This is a genomic window from Sphingobacterium sp. CZ-UAM, from assembly GCF_002000245.1.
Lineage (GTDB): Bacteria > Bacteroidota > Bacteroidia > Sphingobacteriales > Sphingobacteriaceae > Sphingobacterium.
Genome location: NZ_MTCM01000004.1, coordinates 369,278 through 387,650 on the forward strand (window position 1 = coordinate 369,278; position 18,373 = coordinate 387,650).

The 18,373-nt window shown below is 39.6% G+C and carries 15 protein-coding genes; 2 read left to right on the forward strand and 13 right to left on the reverse strand.

Translation table 11 applies throughout. From position 1 onward, the window contains the following. Positions 1-5: 5 nt before the first annotated feature. The 8 genes from BWD42_RS17480 to BWD42_RS17515 all read right to left on the reverse strand — a co-directional run bounded on the left by BWD42_RS17480 (position 6) and on the right by BWD42_RS17515 (position 10,060). Entirely contained in the window at positions 6-1,529 is a 1,524-nt protein-coding gene (locus BWD42_RS17480; protein WP_077437673.1) for a RagB/SusD family nutrient uptake outer membrane protein, read from the reverse strand. 36 nt (positions 1,530-1,565) lie between these two features. Then, positions 1,566-4,910 (reverse strand): SusC/RagA family TonB-linked outer membrane protein, encoded by a 3,345-nt coding sequence (locus tag BWD42_RS17485; RefSeq protein WP_077437674.1) that lies wholly within the window; start codon positions 4,908-4,910, stop codon positions 1,566-1,568. Positions 4,911-4,960: 50 nt separating this feature from the next. Then, on the reverse strand, positions 4,961-5,977 hold the full coding sequence (locus BWD42_RS17490; protein WP_077437676.1) for a FecR family protein: 1,017 nt from the start codon (positions 5,975-5,977) through the stop codon (positions 4,961-4,963). Positions 5,978-6,052: 75 nt separating this feature from the next. Further along, entirely contained in the window at positions 6,053-6,649 is a 597-nt protein-coding gene (locus tag BWD42_RS17495; RefSeq protein ID WP_077437677.1) for an RNA polymerase sigma-70 factor, read from the reverse strand. 272 nt (positions 6,650-6,921) lie between these two features. Continuing rightward, positions 6,922-7,959: a uroporphyrinogen decarboxylase gene (gene hemE / locus BWD42_RS17500; protein WP_077437679.1), complete on the reverse strand. Its 1,038-nt coding sequence runs from the start codon at positions 7,957-7,959 to the stop codon at positions 6,922-6,924. After that, positions 7,959-8,477: a hypothetical protein gene (locus BWD42_RS17505; protein WP_254846265.1), complete on the reverse strand. Its 519-nt coding sequence runs from the start codon at positions 8,475-8,477 to the stop codon at positions 7,959-7,961. Before BWD42_RS17505 ends, hemE begins: the two co-directional genes overlap by 1 nt. 10 nt (positions 8,478-8,487) lie before the next feature. Next, complete coding sequence (locus BWD42_RS17510) at positions 8,488-9,195, reverse strand: response regulator transcription factor (RefSeq protein WP_077437681.1); 708 nt, start codon at positions 9,193-9,195, stop codon at positions 8,488-8,490. Then, positions 9,185-10,060, reverse strand: coding sequence for a sensor histidine kinase (locus tag BWD42_RS17515; protein WP_077437682.1), 876 nt, complete (start codon positions 10,058-10,060; stop codon positions 9,185-9,187). Before BWD42_RS17515 ends, BWD42_RS17510 begins: the two co-directional genes overlap by 11 nt. A 103-nt stretch (positions 10,061-10,163) precedes the next feature. On the opposite strand from BWD42_RS17515, the gene BWD42_RS17520 reads away from it, so the two are divergent. Further along, on the forward strand, positions 10,164-10,883 hold the full coding sequence (locus BWD42_RS17520) for a YjjG family noncanonical pyrimidine nucleotidase (protein WP_254846266.1): 720 nt from the start codon (positions 10,164-10,166) through the stop codon (positions 10,881-10,883). A 30-nt stretch (positions 10,884-10,913) separates the two neighbouring features. Here the strand turns inward: BWD42_RS17520 and BWD42_RS17525 are convergent, their stop codons facing one another. From BWD42_RS17525 to BWD42_RS17535, 3 genes are all read right to left on the reverse strand, one after another. Then, positions 10,914-11,723 carry a DUF1080 domain-containing protein gene (locus tag BWD42_RS17525; RefSeq protein ID WP_077437767.1) on the reverse strand — a complete coding sequence of 270 codons (810 nt, stop codon included), beginning with the start codon at positions 11,721-11,723 and terminating at the stop codon, positions 10,914-10,916. A gap of 67 nt (positions 11,724-11,790) precedes the next feature. Further along, positions 11,791-14,235: a TonB-dependent receptor domain-containing protein gene (locus tag BWD42_RS17530; RefSeq protein WP_077437685.1), complete on the reverse strand. Its 2,445-nt coding sequence runs from the start codon at positions 14,233-14,235 to the stop codon at positions 11,791-11,793. Positions 14,236-14,337: 102 nt separating this feature from the next. Continuing rightward, positions 14,338-14,619, reverse strand: coding sequence for an ATP-dependent Clp protease adaptor ClpS (locus BWD42_RS17535; RefSeq protein WP_077437687.1), 282 nt, complete (start codon positions 14,617-14,619; stop codon positions 14,338-14,340). A 78-nt stretch (positions 14,620-14,697) separates the two neighbouring features. On the opposite strand from BWD42_RS17535, the gene BWD42_RS17540 reads away from it, so the two are divergent. Continuing rightward, a complete protein-coding gene (locus BWD42_RS17540) occupies positions 14,698-15,744 on the forward strand; it encodes a 3-oxoacyl-ACP synthase III family protein (RefSeq protein ID WP_077437689.1) in 1,047 nt (348 codons plus the stop codon). Positions 15,745-15,815: 71 nt separating this feature from the next. Here BWD42_RS17540 and atpG read toward each other — a convergent pair whose 3' ends face one another. After that, positions 15,816-16,718: an ATP synthase F1 subunit gamma gene (gene atpG, locus BWD42_RS17545; RefSeq protein WP_077437691.1), complete on the reverse strand. Its 903-nt coding sequence runs from the start codon at positions 16,716-16,718 to the stop codon at positions 15,816-15,818. Between the two features lie 78 nt (positions 16,719-16,796). Continuing rightward, positions 16,797-18,371 carry a F0F1 ATP synthase subunit alpha gene (gene atpA, locus BWD42_RS17550; protein ID WP_077437692.1) on the reverse strand — a complete coding sequence of 525 codons (1,575 nt, stop codon included), beginning with the start codon at positions 18,369-18,371 and terminating at the stop codon, positions 16,797-16,799. Between the last annotated feature and the right edge of the window lie 2 nt (positions 18,372-18,373).

Here is an 18,373-nt window from a genome sequence, read left to right on the forward strand (position 1 = left end):
GCTCCTTAGTTAATTTTATCATTTGACGTGATCTCCAGCAATGGAACAGGATAAAAATTATGCTTAGCTGGGTCAAAACTATTTCGACCAACAGCCTGTAATGCTTCTTTTGCTTTCCCCCATCTTCTTAAATCATAGAATCGGGTATTTTCAAGAGCAAACTCCACGATACGTTCATGTTCAATGCGCTTTTTCACCTCATTCGCGGCAAGATTCAATGGTAATGCCGGCATATCCGCTCTCTTACGTACTTCATTAATCAAAGGGATCGCATCTGCGGGACGATTACGTTCATTTAACGTCTCTGCCAATAGCAACAATACATCAGCATAGCGCATTAAGGGAAGGTTGACGGCGGTACGGGATTTATTCAAGTCTGCCTCTGTTTTTGGTAAATACTTTCTGAAACTCGCCCTGTTCGATCCAGGTTCGAATACTTCATCATACTTATAGCCATAAACACCCCCATTTTTTAAATCGTTAAAGTAGGGATCATTGCAGAACACAGTTTGGTACATACGTGAGTCATAACGTCCTGTCGTCGCAATTTTGCCTTCTTTTTTAAACTCGTCCAGTAACATTTTGCTTGGCAGAATTTCATCCCATCCACCAAGTTCACCAACAGCAATCCATTTGTGGAGCGCTGTACGGTAACTCGCGCCGTTAGCTGTGTTGTCGGTAAATTGAAGTTCAAAAATAGACTCTGCGCTGTTTTTATTGGTACCGTCAAACATAGAAAGGAAATTTTTCTCTAAACTATATCCCGATACTGCTTTGAACGCCTGTTCAGCTTTTCCGAGCAGTTCTTCTTTTTTGGCTATATTTTCATATGCTAACGTTAAATAGCTGTAGCCAAGGTATGCATTCGCTGCCCCTCTAGTAGCGCGACCGAGATTGCCCGCTTCCTGTTTCACAGGTAAATTTCCAACCGCAGCTTCCAGATCTCCGATAATAAAAGCCCAAGCTTCTTCACGTGTCGACAACGCTTTATTAATTTGATTCTCGTTTGTGATATATTGATCGCGGATAACGATTTTTTCCCAATTAAGTAACAGTTTTAAATGATAATAAGCACGCAGGAACTTTGCTTCAGCAATAATCTGGTGTTTCTTATTTGCGTCCATATCAATGGGGGCTGCTTTTTCTATCACTTGATTTGCATAAGAAATACCGCGATATGCTTTACTCCAATAGGCCGTAAACTGACTATTACCATTTGTATATGTAAAATTATAAAGCTCAACCCAGGTTTGGTAATTCAATGCATCACTACCGATTTCACAGATATCTTCACGATAAGCTTCCACTGGGAATTTCACTTCAGCAAATTCCCATACATCCGTTGCTGCTTCCAATTGCGAGTAGGCCGCTGAAAGACCCGACTCTGCATCCTCGGCATTCCGCCAAAAGTTATCGGAAGTAAGCTTGTCAGGTGACCTTAAATCCAATTTATCGTTACAGGATAGTGTTGTACTTAGTGCAAATGCAATACAAAACATCCATTTATAGTTATTTATATTCTTTTTCATTTTTTTCTTTATTTATCTACAATACCTTGTTAAATTTTAGAATGTAAACTGAATCCCAAAGGAATAGGACTTGGTAAAAGGAAAGATATAACGATCTACTCCAGTACTTAATACACCAGATGGCGCAAATTCGGGATCAATCCCTTTGTACTTGGTCCATGTATACATATTTTGTCCACTGATATAAAACCTTAGATTTTCTGAACGGATGGCATGCAATAGATTTTTAGGCAAAGTATAACCTAACTGTAGTTGGCGCAGTCTGATAAAGTCTCCCGATTCCAAAAAGCGTGTAGACTCACGGCTATTGCCATTTTGGTCCTCCAACACCGCACGTGGTATATCGGTATTGCGATTATTTTCGGTCCAAGCGTTTAATGTACTGCTCAAGAAGTTGGATCCCGAACTCATGGCTTCAAAAAAGTATCGGTTTCCATTATATAGTTTATGTCCCCAGCCGCTTCCGATCAAAGCCGAAAAATCAAAGCCCTTATAAGAAGCACCAAGGTTCAAGCCTACTTCCAATTTAGGGATCCCTGTCCCACTATATTTCTTATCTTCATCATCAATCACACCATTGCCATCGACATCGACAAAACGGATATCGCCTGGTTTAGCTTTATCTTGAAGAAGCTTTCCATCTTTATTGATGTATTTGTTTACTTCTTCCATACTCTGAAAAATTCCGTCTGTTTGATATAAGAAAAATGCTCCTATCGGATAGCCTGCACGCGTTTGGTTAGGGTAATGCTCTGTCCCAAATTTTAGACCTGTTCCAAAAAGTGTCTGCTCATCATCCGCAAGTCGAACTACTTTGTTTTTTAGAGTGGATAGATTCAAGCCTATATCATATTGAAAATCATTTTTCCGATTTGCATACTTAAGTTCTACCTCGAAACCAGTATTTCGGATTTCGCCAACATTTAACACTGGATCCAATATACCCGCAGATGGAGCTATTTTTCTTGTGATCAATAGATCATTGGTGGTCTTCACAAAATAATTGACCGATCCGCGCAAGACGTTGTTGAATAAACCAAAGTCGGCGCCGATATTTTTTGACTCGGTCGTTTCCCAACTCAGCAAGCGATTCTCAAGCCCCATCGCTATACTACCGGGCCACGGATTACCACTTCCTTTTACATAGCCCATATATAGGCTGTTGTACGTGCTGATAAGGGCCTGATGGTCATAATAACCTAGCGCTACCTCATTCCCCAGTTTTCCCCAACTCCCCCGTAATTTCAGGCTCGAAACAAAGGAATCTTTTGGAAAAAATTCTTCTTCATCCACCTTCCAGCCCAGTGCAACGGAAGGGAAATATCCGTAACGATTATCTCTTCCAAATTTTGATGACCCGTCACGACGCAAAGTCATTTGTACAAGGTAACGGTCAGCATAGGAATAATTGACACGACCAAAAATAGACATCCGATTATAGTAGTATTTGGAACCATCTGCAGAAAACGTCCCGCCTTGTCCCGAACTGATCGTCATAAAATTTGGGTCCAGAAACCCTTCTGCGCTCTCTTTAGTCACTAGCCCTCCATTCTCAACGGAATAGACAATCTTTTTACCTTCTACTCCTACATTATTCCAATTGGATTCCTGCTGATTAAAGGAGGTCCCCAGAAGTGCATTGATGCTATGCTTTCCAAAATCTCCTTTGTAATTTAAAAGATTATCAAAGACCTGCTCCTGCCAATAGCTACGACCTTCCGAATAAAAAGGAAATTCATAAGGGTTCTTTTCATCAGAGGCAAATGGTGGATAATGGAAATAGTCCTGCGTATTAATCGCATTAAAAGCATAACTTGTTTTAAAGGTTAGGCCTTTCATGATGTCTACGCTAACAAAAGCATTTCCTGCGAAATCCTGCTTTTTTGTCCAACTCGTTTTATAATGCTCGTCGGCAACAACATTGACATTATTGGGAATACCACCCCAATTTGTCAAACCAAAACCACCTTTTTGTGCCGTATCATAAACAGGTACCAAAGGTGAAATCATGTAGGCTTCTTTTAAACTAAAATTGGGACCATGATATTTCGAATTCGTGTAGGCCATATTCCCTTCCACGGTGAAAATATTCTTCTTGGTTCCCAATTTCATACGGACATTTTCTTTTTTGAAATCGTTCGCGATAACGACGCCTTTGTCATTACTTAAATTCGCTGACAGAGAATAGCGGGTATTGTCTTGTCCACCGCGGATGGCAACACTATTCGCCGTGGAAAGTCCTGTGCGGAATACCTCCTCTTGCCAATCGGTATTATTGTTACCTGGCTTGTTGATATAGTCAGGGAGTTTGACTGGCGTCGTAGCATACTTATTGTATTCGTCATACATTTGACGGTGCACTTTCACATAACCGTCAGCATCGAGTACTTTTAGTCGATTAGACGTTTCTGTTACATTCGTAAAGCTATTGATGTCTACAAGAATTTTTCCGGCTTTACCAGCTTTCGTTGTGACGATAACAACACCATTGGCAGCCACAGAACCATATATTGCGGCAGCGGCACCATCTTTAAGTACCTCCATGCTCTCAATATCATTCGGGTTGACATTACTGATTGTACCTGGGAACCCATCTATGATATACAGTGGTTCATTACTGCCAAAGGTATTGACCCCACGGATCTTGACCTGTACCCCTGCTCCGGCAATACCACTATTTTTTTGCACATTGACACCAGCAGCTACCCCCTGCAATGCCTCTGCGGGGTTTGTCGTTGCGCGTTTCGACAGATCTTTTGTATTAATGCTCGCTATTGCACCTGTGACATCAGACTTCTTTAATGTACCGTATCCAATCACAACGACCTCCTCAAGTTCTCTATTTCCACTAGTTAAGGTGATATCGACATCTTTTCCCGCTTGTACATTAATTTGTTGGTTTTGGTACCCCACATAGCTAAGCTGAAGTAAATCCTTCGTATTGACTTCCAACGAAAAAGCACCGGATAGATCTGTAGCAACGGTCTTCCCACTGCCTATAGCATGTATACTTACCCCCGCTAGTGGCTCCCCTTTTTCATTTACTACATTTCCTTTTACTTGCCCCTTTTGTTGTTTATTTCCAACCTTAGGTTTTAACAAAATCCGTTTCCCCGCAATGTCGTATGTAATCGAGCTCTCCTGTAACGCATCTTTCAACAATGCTTCCAAGCTGCTTGCCTGACTATCATAGAAAAGTGGTGTCTTGACATCTACATCCGAATTACTGAACATAAATGAATAGCCATACTTCTTCTCAACAATCTCGATAAGTGACTTAAGATTTGAAGACTCCTTTTTGCCCGATACCTGCTGCGCATTTACAGCAAAGAAGGTCTGGCTGAGGAGCAAAAGACTCATCAGAATAGGTTTCTTTTTCATAATTTTTTGGTATATTTTTGTTTTAAGTAGTTTACATCATTAATTTTTGGTTATTGCTTTTTTGAAACTATAGCAACAGATTTGCCAGCTATTGTATAGTGAATTGGTGTAATGACATTGATCAATTCCAAAATTTCACGTAGACTTTCAGTTTTCACTTTGAATGTATAATGTCTATCAGACTCTGCCCCCTTCCAGGCAATATCGACACCATACCACCGCTCTAATTTCTTAAGAACACTTTCCAAAGATTCGTTCTCAAAAACAAGTTCCTCAGATTTCCATGTGCTATATTGTACCGCGTCCAATTGCCGTATCTGCGTATACCGACCAGTCCGTTTATCCAATTGGATCCAATCATTAGGTTTTAATTCTCCGACCAATTGCCCTTTTTTATCTTTTATCGCAACTTTTCCACGCAACAAGGACACCTCTATTTTGGCATCATCCGCATAGGCTGAAACATCGAAAGCAGTTCCTTTCACGACGACATCCAAATGGGAAGTCTGCACGGTGAACGGCATATTTACTTTTTTCACCACATCAAAAAATGCCTCGCCTTCGAGTGTAATCTTCCGATCATGTTGATTGAATGCATGCGAATAGCTCATCTTGGTTCCCGCATTTAACCAAGCTTTGGATCCATCAGGTAATATAACCTGTGACTTCTGCCCCAAAGCAGTATAAACAATTGTCTGCTCCTGCGAAGATGCATTCATTGAAATATTACGCTGGATAAAATACGTTCCCAATGTCCCTGATAGAAAAATAAGAATCGCAGCAGCACTGACCAACCACCAAAAACGCTTACGGTCAAAAACAATAGTTTTTACGACAGGTTGTATACGATCTTGGATTTTATCCCATATCCGTGGACGATCTGCCCGATCGATGATCAGTGGCAATTCTTTGAGATGTATCCATTCGTTTTCCAGCTGCAAAAGATAATGACGATTTTGTTCACTTGAATCGAGCCAAGCTACAATCGCTTCATTTTCCTTTACATCACTCTCTTTTTTTAGATATCGAACTAATTGCTCCAGTGACGGCTTATAACTGCTATTCATTATTTTGGGTTTACGACAAATAGACACCTAGAGCGGAGAAAACCCCTAAAAGATTTTGTATTTTTTTTTAAATATTTAAACAAGTGTGGAAAGCCCCGCACCACACATCGTTAAAACCAACAAAATCGAATCTGGATACAGTATTTGATAGCGTTCAAGTATATGTGCCCGTATCTTTTTAGACGCAATGGACATCTGATTTTCGACAGTCTTGATGGATATTTGCAGTTCATGGGCGGCCTGCTGATAGGTCTTCTGTTCTTCCTTACAGTATTGATAGACGATTCTACATTTTTCGGGCAGTTTACCAATCGCTTCCTGATACACAAGGGAAAACTCCTCCATATTGATACACTCCTCTGCCTCCTGACGAGTCATTTCTTCCTTAAACCAACGCTCCAAATGAGCGGTACGTGTACTTTCATTGCGTAAAGCATTGAGTACACGATTACGGGCTGCCCGATAAAGATAGGTCTTGACATGGAAAATATGGATTTGCTCCCGATCTTCCCATAGTTTAACAAACACATCCTGCAAACAGTCCTCCACCAACTGTACATCACGCGTATAATACCCTAAAAAACGGCATAGCTCATCAAAATAATGATGAAACACTTCTTCCAGTGCTTCTTCATTAATCAGCAGTCCATCCATCAAGGTATTTTTACTCATTTATTAGGTTTTGCGACTAAGCTATAAAATAAAACAAGATTTACAAAAAAAAGTAAGTGTGCTCATTTTAACATATTTTGCACGGATCTTCACTATTTCTATTTTAAATCTGCATCTACATACTTTAAAAATCTAAAAGACTAAATTTCAGTGATTCTCTGAATACCTTCTCATAAAAAAAGACCTGCCAGTTGTGGCAAGTCTTCTTTTTTATGGATCAGATATTTATCTCAATCTTAGTTCTTGTTTTCGGTATCTATCTCCTGAAAAACTTAGTATCTAAATTCTTTTACGACCTCGATTGCATATTTCACATTATCAAACGGAATATCAGGCATAATACCATGTCCCAAGTTGAATATAAAACCATTCTCTCCACGCATGCGTTCAAATAATTCTATAATTTTCTTTTTGATAACAGGCTTTTCAGCATACAGTACAAACGGATCTAAATTCCCTTGAACTGCTATTCCCTGCGGCAACGATTGTTTCATATTTTTTAGATCTGCGTTCCAGTCGATCGAAACCACATCTGGCTGCGCCTCTACCATCATCGGAGCAAAGACAGATGATCCTTTACAGAAAGATATGACAGGAATATCCTTGCGATTCAATCTGGAGATGATCTGTTTATTATAATAATGTGAAAAATCACGATAATCATTCCATGACAAAGCCAAAGCCCAGCTATCAAATAATTGAATCGCATTTACGCCGGCTGCAATCTGCATATTAAGATATTCTACAGTTACATCAGCAATCTTTTGAAGGATGGTATGTGCCAATTCAGGTTGATTGTTCAACATCAACTTCGTCAATTTGAAATCTTTTGATGAACCACCTTCAACCAAATAACTTAAAATGGTAAAGGGTGCTCCTGCAAACCCGATCAAGGGGATACGATTATCTAGACGCTGTTGAATTACTTTGATGGCATCTGCTACATATTGCAATTTGTCCAGACAGTCAATTGATAATGCTTCTGCATCTTTTACAGAACGAACTGGATTAGAAAAACGGGGGCCTACTCCCTGCTCAAATGAAAGATCTCCACCCATTGCCTCAGCTGTGACTAAAATATCCGAAAACAAGATCGCTGCATCTATTCCCAACAAATCTACGGGCAACATCGTTACGTCTGCTGCAATCTCTGGTGTTTTGCACATTTCGAGAAAAGAATACTTGTTTTTGATATCCCAGTATTCTTTCATAAAGCGTCCAGCCTGACGCATCATCCACACAGGAGGTCTCTCCGTTTGCTGCGAAAATGCAGCTCTAATCAATAAGTCGTTTTGTAAAGTAGTACTCACTATAAATGTTTTGAAATTTCGTTTTCTATTTTTGTAATAATACTGGCCTGTCTTGCGGTCAAATGTAATTTGTTGGCCACGTCTGTATACGCCCTTGCTCGTTCATAATCCGTCTTTCGTAGTGCAATATTAGCCAGATTGATCATTACCATACCTTTTTCATTATCTTTTTTCCAAGGCAAGCGGGAAGCCAGCTGAAAATGGTATTCAGCCTCATCGATACGCTCCTCTTTCAAGGCTATATTTCCCATCATAAATTCGTAGAAATTACGACGTCCCTTACGAAGGGTATCCGGATTTTTTATCTCAGACAATAAGCTTTTTGTCTTTTCATAGTCTTGTCGATGAAAAGCTTGTGTTGCCAAGAAAACTGAACCTTCCCGGAAATGGCTCCAGATTAAATAACCAATTCCCCCAGCAAGCAATACAGATGTTTGATAGTGTCCTTGATATAAACCATAGCCCAAAAGTAATGCAGCAATAAAAATAACGGCTATTCTAGCCTTAATCGTCATCATCTTTTATCTACTATGCGTTATTGTCGGTAAACTTATAACCAACACCTCGGATAGAATGGAAATAGATCGGATGCTTTTGGTCAGGCTCAAAATATTTCCGGAATGTCAAAATAAAATTGTCTATGGTACGTGTCGATGGATAGACGTCATAATTCCATACAGTCTCTAAAATCTGCTCACGCGAAACCGCTTCGTTACGACGTTCGATCAACAGTTTCAGCAACATCGTTTCTTTTTTCGTCAATGAGGTAATCGTTCCATCGGCAAGATGCAATTCATAAGAATTAAAATAGATGGTTTTGTCACCGATTTGATAAGAGTTCAATTCTTTCAAATCATCTGGTTTCATACCCCGGCGGACCAAATTTCCAACACGAAGAATCAATTCCTCCAAATTGAAAGGTTTTACCAAATAATCATCAGCACCTTTTTTTAGTCCAGTGATACGGTCTTCACTACTATTTTTGGCAGTCAAAAACATGATAGGAACTTCTGTATTCTGTAATCGAATGGTTTCCGCAACTTGAAATCCGTCAATTTCAGGGATCATAACGTCCAATATAACAAGATTGAAACGTTCTTCTTTAAAAACTTTCAATGCTTTTTTTCCATCAGTAGCCGTAGTAACACGGTAACCTTCCATTTCGAGATTCAACTTGATTGCTTCTAACAAGTGTTCTTCATCTTCGACAAGTAATATTCTTTGTTTACTTTGCATTTCTTTCAAATGTTACTTCAAAAATACTCCCTTTAGGAGTGTTATCTTTAACTTTAATGGTCGCGTCGTGTTTCTGCAACACAGTTTTCACGATGTATAACCCCAAACCGGTACCTTTGGTTTTCCGTGTTGCCTCACTTCCCACGCGATAAAACTTATTAAAGATAAGTTTTTTCTCTTCATCACTGATACCTATCCCATGATCAGCAACAGAAAAAATTATTTTATTGTTCTCCGTATATAATTTAACATCCACCATCGCGCAAGCCGGTGAATATTTAATTGCATTCTCAATGAGGTTTGTCACGACATTACTTATCGCAAATTTATCACCATGGATAACAACATCCGACTCCAGATACGGTTTTAATACTTGTGAGCTACATGAATTTTTTTGAAGCCGATCGACGATTTGCTCCACCAATGAGGTCAAGTTAAAATCCTCCTTGGGCATGCTATAATTGCGGCTGTCCAATTTGGTAGTCATCAAAACATTCTCAACCAAATCATCTAACCGCTCAATATCTTTCAGGGAATTTTTTAAAAAAGCCCGCTGTTGTTCTTTATCTAGGTCTCGTCGCAAAATGGTCTGAATATAAAGTTTGACGGAAGCCAAAGGAGATTTCAATTCATGCGTAATTGCTAAAAGAAAGTTTTGCTGTTGCTGTAATAATTTCTGTTCCCGCTCAACCAGACGCTTTAAACGCCAAGCCCCCCACAAAAAAATGATCAGAAAGAAAACACCCTCTCCTATAATCATATTCTTTTTGCTCGGATCAAAGCGGATGAACATCACTCCCCACCAGATCAGCTGCATCACCGCATAAAACAAAAGGAAATAAAAGAGTAAAAGCGCTTTCTTCATGAAGCAAAAATAGCTATTCATCAAGGTATTCGGAAATATCCTAAAGATTATGACACAAAGAAGAAAATTAGCCGATTCACAATAAGCTAAAATCTCCTCAGAGATGGTATCTTTGTATATGTTTAATCGTGAGAAAAAGGATATTTTCTTTGATTTGGATCACACCATCTGGGATTTTGACAAAAATGCCGAAGAAAGTCTCCACGAATTATATTTTAAATACAAGTTTGACAGTTTATTTGATAAGGAATCCCCTACCCGTTTCATTGAAACTTATACGATCAACAACCATCGACTTTGGGGATTATACCATCATGGAAAGATCTCCAAACCCGAGTTAAGGAAAGCGAGGTTTGCAGATACATTTATCGAGTTGGGTGTAGACCCCGAGTTATTTCCGGAAGAATTCGAACTGGAATATCTTACAATCTGTCCCCAAAAGACAAATTTATTTCCCCATGCACATGAAACCTTAGCTTACTTGGACGAAAAATACAACCTGCATTTGATTTCCAACGGTTTCAAAGAAGCTTGTGAGACCAAATTGAAAAAAAGCAATCTGAACAGATATTTCAAAAATATCTTTATTTCCGAAGTTGTTGGCGTAAATAAACCTGACCCGAGGATATTTCAATTTGCATTGGAGACTACAGGTGCAGAAGTACAAAGATCATTGATGATTGGAGATAATCTGGATGCAGATATACGTGGTGCAATGAATGTGGGAATGGATGCGATCTTCTTTAATCCGAACTGTACGGAAAAACCCGAAGATGTACCCCATATGATCTTCGATCTGAAAGAATTACAATCTATATTATAACAAAAAAGCAGCTTTAAAGCTGCTTTTTTGTTATTTTAAAACTTTTACGGTTATGTTTTTAAACCAAACATCGTTTCCATGATCTTGGAGACCAATCAATCCTGATTTACTTTCTCCACCTACATGGCTCAGCAACTCAAAAGCCAGAGGCCATTTTTCTTGACTGAATTTACTTTTTTGTAATAGGTCAATCCACGATTTATCCCATAAGGTATATTCAACGACCTTCTCTCCATTTTGGAAGTGCTCAACTTTACCATTATTCACACGGATCTTCACTTTATTCCATTCGCCGTAAGGTTTGCCATTTTGTGGCTTCGCTGGAATCATATCATACAATGAGGTCGATTTACGATTTCCATCAACCCCCATTTTAGCATCCGGATGGTTTTCATTATCAAGCACCTGGCATTCAGGAGATGAGATATAAATCGGCTGCCCCTCAACTTCTTTGGCTAAAAAGAAAATTCCTGAATTTGCTCCCTTCGCGACCTTCCATTCCAATTCCAATTCAAAGTTTTTGAAGTCATGAGCGAAAATCAAATCACCACCTTCGTCCTTACCCACATTTGCTCCACTATCAAATTTTATTGCGCCTTCATTGATCACCCATTTTTTGGGAACTACAGTTTTATCGTATCCTCTCCAGCCTTCCATCGAAGTACCATCAAAGATAACATATGCCCCGGCTTTATTCTTTTTGAATTTTTTGATATCCACACGTGGCAGATCCAAAATTTTGTAAGCCGGCACCTCTTTTTTTGCTTGCGCTACAGCTGTATTTAGATGGGCTGAAAATGCCATCACCGATACCGCAAGAACTGTTTTTAATAACTTCATTCTTTTTAGTTTTAGGTTTGTTTCAAAATTAAAATTAAGCATTTAGGGTTAAAAAGAGGAATATTTTTTAATATTCCTCTCCCCCACCATTTATCTCGTTGGTGTTTGTATCTTTCTTCTTAGACTTGGTTAGATCCTGCATACCAAAGCGATAGGAAAGCGACAAAGTTACCATTCTCTTCATCCAACGGTGTTCAAAATTAGACACAAGTTGAGATGTCTCTAGCATACCGTTCATTTTTCGGGAATTAAACACATCTCTAACGTTCAGCATAATCGATGCCTTCTTCTTGAATACATCTTTTTTCAGCGCAAGATCCACACCTTTCATCGCATTCATTTGTCCTTGAGCCATGACTCGTGAAGAATTGAATTCTCCTCTCATTTGTGCAGAGAAAGTCGGTGTAAAACGATAATTAGCCGTTAAATTTGCATTGTAAGCAAAGTCCTTTCTTTCTTTTATCTCATAATCTGGATTTGCATTATATTTAATGTGGATCAGGTTGAGATTAAATGTAAAGTCAAAATCTTTTGTTGCGTTGACCTTTGAGATAAATTCAAAACCCGAAAGATTACGGCTGGTCATGTTCTCCCATCGACTGTATGTTCTTCCATCCTCTATTTTGTAAACAAAAGGCTGGATAACCTCGCTGGCGTGATTGAAATAAGCTGAAGATATTAAACTTACTTTTCCAAAAGTTTTCGCAAAACTCATTTCAAAACTGTGTACATCTTCTGGTTTCAGATTCGGATTTCCCTGACGATAATTTAAATCATCGGATACATTTAGAAATGGATTGACCTGCCAACCACGAGCACGTTGCACACGACGTGAGTAACTAAACTGAATTTTATCACCATTATCATCTACATCATAGGTTAAAAATAAGGTCGGGTATAATCTAAAAAAGCTCTGCTTTGCATTGGATTCTTTTTCCTCGGCGTCAGGATCCTTCGAGAGATAAGTAGACTTAAGTTCAAATTGTTCTCCCCTTAACCCGATTTGATAGCCTATTTTATCCGTTAGCCTATTTTGATAGTTAGCATAAATCGCATGGACAGTACTGGTAAAATCAAAATCATTGCTGATTCTATAGTCTGGAAGATATTTACCTGTTGTATCGCGGAGTTCGGAAAATTGCGTATCAAATGACTTTCTAATTTGGGAACGGTAGCCAGCCTCGAATTTGCTTACCTCCGAGAATGGCAACACATAATCCAGCTGAAGATTGATATTCTTACCGTCTTCGGAGGTTGTATTCCTCCGCGCGGTTTCTTTCCGTCCGTCGGTATATTTTTGAGAAAAATCGTTCGTACCATCTTCTTTATCTCTTCCATAGCTTGCATTCCCCGTCAATTCTTCCCCTTGCCGCTTAAATTGATGTTTAAAATCAGCGTTGAATTCATAGCCAAGATCGTCCTCAAATTGGGTAGACTTACGATCGCTGGTTCCTGTTTCGTTTGTTCCTTTAAAGAAACGATAATTTAAGTCCTCTATCCGCTTATTATCTCGAACGCTCAAATTACCGGAAAAACTCAATGAAGTTCGATCAGACATGTTATAGTCAAACCCTGCTTTGACTGTGTGGCTGTTTCCCTTTCTAGACGATTCAGATTCACTATAATTACGGGTGGTATCACTCAAAAAGGTATTGTCCGTCTTCCCACTCCCAACCATGTTACGTTTATTGAAATTATAAGATCCGAAGTAATTGAATTTTCGATCACGATAATTCAATGTTATGCCAGCCATATAATTGTCATAGGAGCCAGCGGATGTATTTACCGATCCGTTCAGCCCTGTTCGAATATTTTTCTTTAAGACGATATTGATAATCCCAGTCTGTCCTTCTGCATCATATTTAGACGAGGGATTGGTGATAACTTCAACTTTTTCTATGGAATTGGCAGGGAGGCTCTGAAGCAAAGATGTGACATCGTTTCCTGCTAGCGCTGACTCCCGGCCATCTATTAGAATCTTGACGCTACTAGATCCACGTAGGCTCACTGATCCATCTTGATCCACCTGAAGCGTAGGTACATTGGCTAACACATCTGTTGCAGTTCCACCTGCACTGACCAAACTCTCTCCAACGTTAAAGGTTTTACGATCAATACCGATCTGCATTGCAGGAACTCTCCCCTCGACAACAACTTCATCCAGCAGCTCACCCGTTGAATTTAGACCAATGCGCCCAAGATCTTTACTACGCGCAGCAAGCACATCAACCCCTTCAATCGTGTGAGTTTCGTAACCAACATAACTAATGCGTACATTATATTTACCCGGTTTGATATCCGAAAATAGAAGAAATCCTTGATCTACAGATTGCGCGCCTTTGACATAGTTATTGCTTGTATCCAGTAGTGCAGCACTGGCAGATGAAATAGGTTTGGAAGTTTTGCTATCGATCAGGATAGCTTTGATTTGACCGGTTTGTGCTAAAACAAGGGTCGGCAGAAAGAGTACAAATACTAGTAAAAATTTAAACGATTTAGCGTTAAATGACATGAGAGCTTCAGCTTAGTTTATAGTTCAGTGCAAATAAAACTAAAACTTATAGACAAACTTGAAGCGTAACCATATTATTACGGTAACAAAAAGGTTAGTAATTTACTCCACGGAGACCGTCAATCCTTCTGCTTTCAAAATCTTGCGGTAGATTTCCATTTCCGTGAAAGTGCCTTCTAGAACGGCACACTTTCCTTCTGTGTGCACTTTCCATGCAATTTTTTCAGCTTGCTTTTCTGTATATTGAAGGTGATACATCAGACAATGAATCACATGGTCAAATGTATTTGTTTCATCATTCCATAAAATCAGGCGATTAGAGTCCTTAACAGACGCTAATATCTCTTCTAACGTAAAGGTTTCTTCAGCAGTTTGGGTACCCATGCTGCAAAAATAGAATATTTTTTTCTAAATTAACGACAATATAAAAGGGAAGAATACAATCAATTAGAGGAATTTATTATGTTTCAGTCAAAAATCGCAGGAATTGGCTATTACGTCCCAAAAAACGTATATACCAATAACGACCTAACACGCTTTATGGATACCAGTGATGAATGGATTCAAGAAAGAACGGGTATCAAAGAACGCCGTTATGCCGACCGTATCGGCGAAACGACAACCACAATGGGTGTTGAAGCCGCGAAAATAGCAATTGAACGCGCAAATATTAGCAAGGAAGATGTCGATTTCATCATTTTCGCTACCTTGTCACCAGACTACTATTTCCCAGGCTGTGCAGTTTTACTTCAACGGGAAATGGGAATGAACGAGGTGGGGGCATTGGATATCCGAAACCAATGTTCTGGTTTCATCTATGCGCTGTCCATAGCGGATCAATTTGTCAAAACAGGTATGTATAAAAATGTACTCGTTGTGGGATCGGAAAAGCATTCCTTCGCGCTCGATTTCTCAACAAGAGGCCGTGCTGTTTCTGTTATCTTTGGTGACGGCGCCGGGGCAGTCGTGGTACAACCGACAACCGAAGCTGGTAAAGGAATTTTGAGTACACATTTACATTCTGATGGTGCTGAAGCGGAAAAGCTCGCAATGTATTATCCAGGGGCTTCAAGCGGAATCTGGTTGGATAAAATGCCAGACTGGCCGGAACAGGAGTTGGGCGGCTTATTAATGACCAAAGAAATGCTTGAAGATGGCACTGCTTTCCCAAATATGGATGGACAAGCTGTATTCAAAAAAGCCGTTGTAAAATTCCCTGAAGTAATTCATGAAGCTTTGACCAAGAACAACTTGAAAACTTCTGACATCGACTTATTAATCCCGCATCAGGCGAATCTTCGTATTTCACAGTTTGTGCAGAAAACCTTGGGATTAAATGAAGATCAGGTATTCAACAATATCCAAAAATACGGCAATACTACAGCAGCATCCATACCGATCGCGTTATGTGAGGCTTGGGAAGCCGGAAAAATAAAAGAGGGCAATCTTGTTTGTTTAGCCGCCTTTGGCGCAGGTTTTACCTGGGGATCCGCATTAATCAGGTGGTAATAAGGGATTACTAGACATAAAAAAGGCGATAATCATATGATTATCGCCTTTTTTATATTTTCTGATTAGGATTAGCCGTTTGACAAAGCCGCTGCTCCAGAAACGATTTCGGTCAACTCGGTAGTAATTGCTGCCTGACGTGCCTGGTTGTAAGATAACTTAAGTGATTTCAATAAGTCACCGGCGTTTTCAGTTGCTTTATCCATAGCCGTCATACGTGCCCCATGCTCAGAAGCATTGGAATCCAAAACAGCTTTGTATAATTGAATCTTGATGGCTTTAGGAATTAATTCTTCGATAATCTTCTCTTTGGAAGGTTCGATGATATAATCCACTTCAGCTTCTATTTTTGCTTTATGCGTGTGTTGCGTGTTTCCCTCCGCAGGTGGTAATAAAGGCAAAATCTGTTCCGCAGTCAGTTCTTGAACTGCAGCGTTTTTGAACTGGTTGTAAACCACTTCAACACGATCAAAATTACCTTCCTTAAATTGTTCCATAATAAATTCTGTCACTGCTGAAACAGATCCAAAATTCAAATCAGAAAACAAATCTGAGTGATTAGCGATCACATTGAAATTACGTTTCGAATAGAAATCGTAACCTTTTTTACCAATACCTATGATACTTAAATTACCCTTTGCATGTTGCTCAGCATATTTGTTAGCGATCAGGTTATTGGTTGTCTTGATCACATTCGCATTGAATGCTCCAGCCAAACCTCTATTAGAAGAAACAACAACGATCAACACTTTATTTGGCTCACGATCTACTGTAAAAGGAGAATTACTTCCCTCCACACTTGCAGAAACATCAGCCAAAATATCTCTTAGTTTATTCGCATATGGGCGCAATTGTAAGATAGCGTTAGTAGCGCGCTTCAATTTAGCAGCCGAAACCATTTTCATAGCTTTCGTGATCTGCTGTGTTGATGATACCGAGGTAATCCGGTTTCTTACTTCTTTTAAATTTGCCATATTTGTTTTAAGTATCAAGTACCTAGTATTGAGTATTGAGTCTAGTCAATGGACTCAATACCAAATACTCATTACTAATTAATATTTTGATGCTAAATCCTTAGCTACTGTTTCTAATACTGCAGTCAACTCATCAGAGAATTTACCAGCTTTGAATGCTGACAAAACTTCTGGATGGCGTTGTTCCAATTGTGTCAAGAATTCTTCTTCAAACGCTCTTACTTTATTTACTGGAACATTACGTAATAAACCTTTTGTTCCAATGTAAATGATCGCAACTTGTTTCTCCACAGAAACTGGAGAGTATTGACCTTGTTTCAAGATCTCAACGTTACGAACACCTTTATCCAATACAGCTTTGGTAGCAGCATCTAGATCAGAACCAAATTTTGCGAAGGCTTCCAATTCACGGTATTGCGCTTGATCTAACTTTAATGTACCAGATACTTTTTTCATCGGTTTGATCTGAGCGTTACCACCCACACGAGATACCGAGATACCTACGTTGATCGCCGGACGAATACCAGCATTGAATAAGTTAGACTCCAAGAAGATCTGACCATCTGTAATCGAGATTACGTTGGTAGGGATATATGCTGAAACGTCACCTGCTTGTGTTTCAATGATCGGAAGTGCAGTCAATGAACCACCACCTTTAACCAAATGCTTGATAGATTCAGGAAGGTCGTTCATATTACGAGCGATATCATCAGAAGAGTTGATTTTCGCTGCACGCTCTAATAAACGGCTGTGTAGGTAGAATACGTCACCTGGGTACGCTTCGCGGCCTGGAGGACGACGTAACAACAAAGAAACTTCACGGTAAGCCACAGCTTGTTTAGATAAATCATCATAAACGATCAACGCTGGACGACCTGTATCACGGAAGAACTCACCGATAGCAGCACCCGCCATTGGCGCGTAGAATTGAAGTGGAGCAGGATCCGCAGCAGAAGCAGCGACAACAACTGTATAAGCCATTGCACCTCTTTCCTCCAAGGTACGAACGATATTTGCTACTGTAGAATTCTTTTGACCTACGGCAACGTAGATACAGAATACAGGTTGACCTGCATCATAGAATTCTTTTTGGTTTAAGATCGTATCGATACAAACCGCAGTTTTACCTGTTTGACGGTCACCGATGACCAACTCACGTTGACCACGACCTACTGGAATCATTGCATCAATCGCTTTGATACCTGTTTGTAAGGGTTCAGTTACCGGTTGACGGTAGATAACACCTGGAGCTTTACGCTCGATAGGCATTTCATACAATTCACCTTGGATAGGTCCTTTACCATCAATTGGTTGACCCAATGTATTCACTACACGTCCCAACAAACCTTCTCCAACTTTGATGGATGCAATACGGTTGGTACGTTTAATCGTATCTCCTTCTTTAATTTCGTCAGAAGGGCCTAAAAGTACAACACCCACGTTGTCTTCTTCTAAGTTTAATACAATACCTTGTAATCCGTTATCAAATTCAACCAACTCACCGGACTGAACTTTAGTTAAGCCGTAAATACGAGCAATACCGTCACCTACAGCAAGTACGGTACCCACTTCCTCTAGTTCGGCTTCTGATTTAAAGCCCGACAATTGTTCTCTTAGAATTGCCGAAACTTCATCTGGTCTTACCTCTATCATTT